The organism is Frankia sp. AgB32, from assembly GCF_023243045.1.
Classification (GTDB): domain Bacteria; phylum Actinomycetota; class Actinomycetes; order Frankiales; family Frankiaceae; genus Frankia.
On sequence record NZ_JALKFX010000274.1, the window covers coordinates 1 to 6,005 of the forward strand.

Here is a 6,005-nt window from a genome sequence, read left to right on the forward strand (position 1 = left end):
CGGCGGCGCGGGGGGGGGGGGGGGGGCGGCCGGGGCGGCGCGAGCGCCCGCCGCCCCGCGGGCCGCCGGCGGCCCGCGGGCGCCCGCGGCCACCGGGGTGGCAGCCGCGGTGGGGTGGCCGGACTCGCTGCCCCCGGCGATGATCCCTGCCGACAGGACAATTGCGGCTATAGCCGCCCAGATAGACCGCACGGTGATCAACCGTATGGGTCCGGGCCACCGCGGTACAGGTCGCGACCACCGGCCGGGCCGGCGGCACGAACGGTCCGAGGGTCCCCCGCCGGGGGCGGCGCGCGGCCCGGTCCAGCCGGTACGGCCGGGCCCCCGGCGGCCTGTCCCCCGGCCTGTGCCGCGCCCCCATCAGGTCCATCGCCGCAGGTGACGAGGCTGCGGACAGACCCGTCCCGGCGGGCACGGCCCCGCGACGGCGCCGCGGCGACGCCGCCGCCGGCAGTCCCCCGCGGGTCCCCGGGCGGCCGTGGTCACTCTCGCGAGTCCGACGAAGGTGGTGGCCGCGATGAGTATCGCCCCGGTCGGATCGGCCGGTTCGGGGTACCGGGCGACCGGCCCGTTCGGGCCACGTCCGGCAGCACGGCGACACCGGTGCGCCTGCCCGTGCGTCCGCCGCGGGGTGCCGCCCGTCGCTGCGGCGGCCGAGAGTTCCACACGACCGCGTGACCACCATCGCCGGCCCGGCCGGCGATGGTGGCGGTCGGTGGCGGGACGTCAGGCGGCGGTGGTCGTGACCTGGAGCGTCGGGCGGACCGTGGCCGGCAGCCAGCCCTCGCCGGGGCGGGAGGGCACCTCGCGCCAGCCGAGACCGGGGGTCAGCAGGGTCAGGGCGCCCGTGCCGGCCCGGTGGGCGAACGGGATGCGCTCCTCCCACCGGGCGGTGCCCGCCGGGCCGGGCACCGCGAGGCCCACCACCACCTCGCCCGGCGGCCCCGCGGGGTCCAGGAAGATCTCCCCGCCCGTCGGCTCGTTCGTCGTCAGCCACACCGTCGTCGCCGCCCCCGCCGGGGCGCCGGGCGGCAGCGGGAACGTCCGCGTCACCGACCCGACGCGCACGTACAGCTCGGCCGGTCCCGCCTGGTTGACCGGTCCCGCCTGGTTGACCGGTCCCGCCTGGTTGACCGGTCCCGCCTGGTTGACCGGTCCCGCCTGGGCCGCGCCCGAACTGTCCGGCGCGGCCAGGGCCCGCGGGGCGACGGGCAGCGTGGCGCCCACCCGTAGCTGGACCCGGCGGGCGGCGACCTGGCGCAGGGCCGTGAACGATCCGCGGTAGCTCGCCGACGCTGCCGGGTCCACGATCTCGGCGGGTCGCAGCCGGTAGAGGTCCCGTCCGGGCATCCGGTCGGGCAGCAGCGCCGTGCGCGGGCCGAGGTCCGCCGCGTAGAGCAGCCGGGCCCGCGGGTCCGGGCCGTTGCGCAACGTCTGGTAGGGCACCTGGGTGTAGCGGCTCGGGGTGTCAGGGGTGACGACGACCACGGATGGTCCAGGCAGGTGGTCCGGCAGCAGGGCGGCGAGCAGCGCGTCGTTGTCGTTCACCCGGTGCTGGGCGCGCAGCCTCGGGGGCATCGACGCGACGGTGAGCGTGACCGCGACGACCACCAGGACGCCGGCGGCCACCGGTCGCACCAGGGCGGCCCGCCCCGCCAGCCTCGGCACCGACCACAGCCAGCGGGCGCCCGCCGCGGCGAGGATCAGCACGGGGCTCAGCGCCGCCAGGTGGTAGTGCGGCCCGAGCCCGTCGCGCAGGCCCGGCATGGCGAACGCCGATCCCCACCAGAACAGGTAACCGCCGGCGATCGCGCCGACCATCGCCAGCAACGCCAGGCGCGCCGAACGTCGCACGCGGCCCAGCAGGCCGACCCCGGCCAGCGCGACGAGCAGCGGTCCGCCGAACAGCCAGCCCGGCGCGGCCGCGGCGGTCTCGACCGCGGCGCGCAGGGCGAGCCGGCGACCGAAGCCGAACGTCGGCTCCGAGGGCAGGATGCGGCGCGGGCCGAACCCGAACCGGTCCAGCGGATCAGAGGCGGACAGCGGCATCCGCAGCGGCGAGCCCGTGACCCACCAGCAGTAGGCGACGAGCACGGCGACGAACGGCGCGGCGCCGAGCAGCGCCCAGCCGGCTCGCCGGCCCACCGTCGCCACCTGTCCCCGGCCCTCGCCGTGCGTGCGGAGCAGCGCGTACCCGACGACGACGGCGAGCACGAGGACCGCGTCGAACGGGCGCAGCAGCAGGGCGAAACCGGCGCCCGCGCCGCCCGCGAGCAGGCTGCGGTGGGCGCCGGTGCGCGCCCCGCGCAGCAGCGCCGCGGCGCTGAGCGTCAGTGTCGCCGCGCCGCAGGCGTACGCCAGGGGTAGCGCGGTGTGCAGCCAGACGAGGGGGCTGAGCGCAACGAACGCGGCCGCGAGGACCGCGGTCGCCGGGTCGTCGAACAGCTCGCGGGCCAGCCGGTAGGTGCCGGCGACCCAGCCGGCGGCGACGAGGGCCGGCGCGACGGCCATCGTGGCGAACAGTGCCTGGGACGCGGCGAGCAGCGCCGGCCAGCCCGGCAGGTACTTGGTGAACAGCCGGCCGTCGTGCTCGCCGGTCAGCCAGGGCCGCAGGAACGGCTCCCAGGTGGCGGCGTCGAGGGTGAGGTGGCCGCGCAGCAGCATCCGGGCCTGCAGGACGTAGGCGGCCTCGTCGGCGTCGCCCGATCCGTACCGGTAGAGCGTGGCCTGTAGGACGAGACTCGCCGTGAACGACGCGGCGCAGATGGCCGCGACGAGCCAGCCCGCGCTCCAGCGCGGCCGGGTGATCCGGCGCGCGAGCGGTCCGCCGCCGGCCCGCGGGCGGGCGCGGACCAGGCGGGGCACGGGCAGCGCCCGCTGGGCGGGTACGTACCCGCCGGCGGGTACCGGTGGGCGCGACGGCGTCGCCACCGCGGACTGTTCGCTGGCACGCGCTGTCCGCACCCGCGCTTGTTCGCCGCCGCGCATCCCCGCCCCGTTCCCGACCGAACCGTCCGCGACCAGACCGTCCCGATGTACACCGAGCCGCGGCGTGCACCGCATGCTCACGGTCGGTATGTGCGTCATCAGGGTAGAGGGCGGGATTGGGGGTGTTCACGCCCAGGGGTCCCCGCTGGTGCCGGTTGTCCGGGCCGCCCGCCGCGCCGGCCGAAGGACCGGGGCCGCGGCCGCGGTAGACCGAACCGGCCGGTGCCGAGTACCCCCTGGGGGTATCTGCAGATCGTCGCAGGTGCCCGTCCACGCGGCGACGACCGGGCCGTCTCGGGAAGGGTCAGCCGCCGCGCGGGGCGACCGCGCCGGGGGTCACGGCGACGGAAACGGCGACGGCGACCCGGCCCGGCTTACCCGTCACCGGACGCGGTCGGCGGCGTGGCGAGCGACGGCGGGAGAGCGTCGCCCCAGTGGGCGTTCCTCGCCCACCGGTAGTTCTCCTGGCCGTGGCTGCGGGCGACGACGAGGTCGCGGCGGCCGTCGGCGCCGCACACGGTCAGCCGGACGTGGCCGGAGCGGGCCTGCGGCGCGCGCAGCACGCGGCCGGCGGCGTGCGCGGGGGGCTGGCGGGAGGCGACCAGGTAGGCGTACTTCTCGTCCTCGTGGCCGCGGTCGGCGTCCTTGAGCGCCCGGTGCAGCGCGCTGCGTTCGACGCGGCGGGCGAAATGGCACCAGTCCCCCGCCGGCAGCGGGCAGTCGCCGTCGGCCGGGCACGGGGCGGTGATCGTCGCGCCGGCGGCGAGCAGGGCGCCGCGCGCGGCCAGGATCCTGGCGTACCCGGCCGGGGTGCCCGCATCGATGATCACCAGGTCACCGACGGTGACCTGCCACCACGCCGCGACGGCACGCTCGCGTGCGTCGGCGGGCAGTTCCCCGAGCAGGTAGGCGGCGAGGGTGAGGTCGGCGCGGACCTCGGGGGGGTGCTCGGCGCCGGCGTGGTGCCAGCGGGCCGCGCCCAGCACGGCCGGCGCGCGGTCCCGGGCCAGCCGGCGGCCGGCCTCGATCATCAGTGCCGAGCGTTCGACCAGGTCGACGCGGGAGATCCCCGGGAACGCCGCGAGCGCGGCCCAGGACGCCGGACCGGGCCCGGCGCCGAGGTCGAGCAGGCTCGTGGGGTGCCAGTCCGGCCGGCGCGCGGCGAGTTCGGCCAGCACGGCCTGACTGACGGCGAGGGTGGCGGGCAGCCGGGCGGCGAGATACGCGCGCACGTGGCGTTCGGTGAGCGACGCGTCGGGTGGGGTGGCCCCGCCGCCGCGGTACAGCTCGGAGAGCTCGCGGTAGGCGCGGGCGAGGTCCCGGGTCGGGACGGAGGCGGCCGGGGTGGCGGCCCTGAGCAGGTCGGCGGGGTCGAGGAGGTGCGGTGCGGTCACGCCAGCAGGGTAACCAGGTGGTTCACCGGTGATCGGCCGGTGGCGGGTCGCGGTGGGGCCGGCGCGGTGGGGCCGGCGCGGTGGGGCCGGCGGGGCGCGGCGGGGCGCGGCGGGGCGCGGTGAGGACCTCCTGCGGAGCCCCGACCAGGGATGGGCCCTGCAGGAGGCCGTGCGGGGCGGCCGCCGCGCGCCTATTCGGCGGTCGCGGTCGGTTCGACCGCGGAGGAGCGCCGATGGTCGAACACGAGGCTGGTACGCACCTCGCAGACCTCGGGACGTTCGGTGAGGCGGTCGATGACCAGGCTGTACAGGCCGCCGTTGTCGGGCACCGCGACGTGCAGCAGGAAGTCGAAGTCGCCGGTGGTGGAGAAGATGCTGACGGTTTCGACGAGGCCGCTCGCCCAGGCCCGGAACTCGTCGATCACCTGCCGGGTGGGCGGGCGTACCCGCACCGATACCAGCGCCTGGACAGGGCGGCCGATGGCGGCAAGATCGACCTCGGCGCGAAAGCCGCTGATGATGCCGCGTTCGACCAGGGAACGCACCCGTTGCAGCGAGGTCGATGGCACGACGTGCGTGGCCAGGGCGAGATCTCGGTTGGTGCGCCGGCCATTCTGCTGCAACAGGCGTAACAAGGCGCGATCGAGCTCGTCCAAGCCGGTTTCTCCTTGCCGTCGGGGGGTTGACAGGTCCGCCCCGTGGATTATCCGCATCTATCGGATATCGCGCAACAACTCGGACAGTTGGTATGGATCCGGCATCAGGTACCCGGTGCGACCAGGTGAAACGCCGGCGCTCCGCACTGTGCACAAAAAGCTGTCGGCCGACTCCGAGCCGTTCGCGGGCGCGACGCTCAGTTCGCGGTAACCGTTCCCGCCGAGGGACCGGCGACATCCTGCGCGACCACCAGAGTGACCGTGTCGCCACGGTCGGCGCCACCGCTGGGGGGAAGCTGGTCGAGCACGGTGCCCGGCGCGGCGCCGGCACCGGACCGGAGACGCCGGGCGACGGTGAGCCCCAGCCCGGACAGCGTGCTCTCGGCGTCGCCGACCGGGCGACCCCGCAGATCGGGCACCATCACCGGGTCGGCGACGACGATGATGGTCACCGACGAGCCAGCCGCCACGCGGGAACCCGTCGGCGGCGACACCCCCTCGACGGTGCCCGCCGCGGCGAGGGTCACCCCCGTGTCCGCCTGCCGGCGCACCGTCAGGCCCGCGGCCCGCAGCGTCGCCTCCGCGTCCGCCCCGCGCCGCCCGACCACCGCGGGAACGGTGACGGTCGTGGGGCCGGCGGAGACCGTCAGCGTCACGGTGGCGCCCGCACGCGCCGCGGAGGTGCCCGCGGTGGGATCGACGACCAGGACGGTGCCGCGGGCGCTCGCATCCCCGCGGTAGGCCCGGCGGACGGCGGTGAAACCGGCCGCGCGCACGGCCGCCTCGGCCGCCTCGACGTCGCGCCCGACCACCGTGGGTATCGTCGCGCGGTCGCTGGCCGCCGCCGGGGTCGTCGGGCTCCGCGCGGCCGAGCTCGTGACGGTGGGTCCGGCGGCGGCGTCCGCGCGAGCGGTCCCGGTCGGTCGCGGGCGGGCCGGCGGGGGGGGGGGGGGGCGGCGGCCCGGGG

The 6,005-nt window shown here is 77.3% G+C and carries 4 protein-coding genes and 2 pseudogenes; all 6 read right to left on the bottom strand.

Annotated features, from left to right (window positions below; genetic code table 11):
• Positions 1–192 (bottom strand): annotated as a pseudogene (locus MXD60_RS28410) (hypothetical protein); the annotation flags it as partial.
• Positions 193–726: 534 nt separating this feature from the next.
• The gene (locus MXD60_RS30565) at positions 727–1,488 is read right to left on the bottom strand and encodes a DUF7846 domain-containing protein (protein ID WP_518468863.1); all 762 of its coding nucleotides are present in this window, start codon (positions 1,486–1,488) and stop codon (positions 727–729) included.
• A gap of 693 nt (positions 1,489–2,181) precedes the next feature.
• Positions 2,182–3,087, bottom strand: a pseudogene (locus MXD60_RS30570) (glycosyltransferase family 39 protein); the annotation flags it as partial.
• Between the two features lie 275 nt (positions 3,088–3,362).
• Entirely contained in the window at positions 3,363–4,382 is a 1,020-nt protein-coding gene (locus MXD60_RS28420) for a small ribosomal subunit Rsm22 family protein (protein WP_248822773.1), read from the bottom strand.
• A gap of 191 nt (positions 4,383–4,573) precedes the next feature.
• Positions 4,574–5,038, bottom strand: coding sequence for an Lrp/AsnC family transcriptional regulator (locus MXD60_RS28425; protein WP_248822774.1), 465 nt, complete (start codon positions 5,036–5,038; stop codon positions 4,574–4,576).
• A 197-nt stretch (positions 5,039–5,235) separates the two neighbouring features.
• Positions 5,236–6,005, bottom strand: a 770-nt coding sequence (locus tag MXD60_RS28430) for a PASTA domain-containing protein (RefSeq protein WP_248822775.1), incomplete at its 5' end; no start/stop codon positions are given.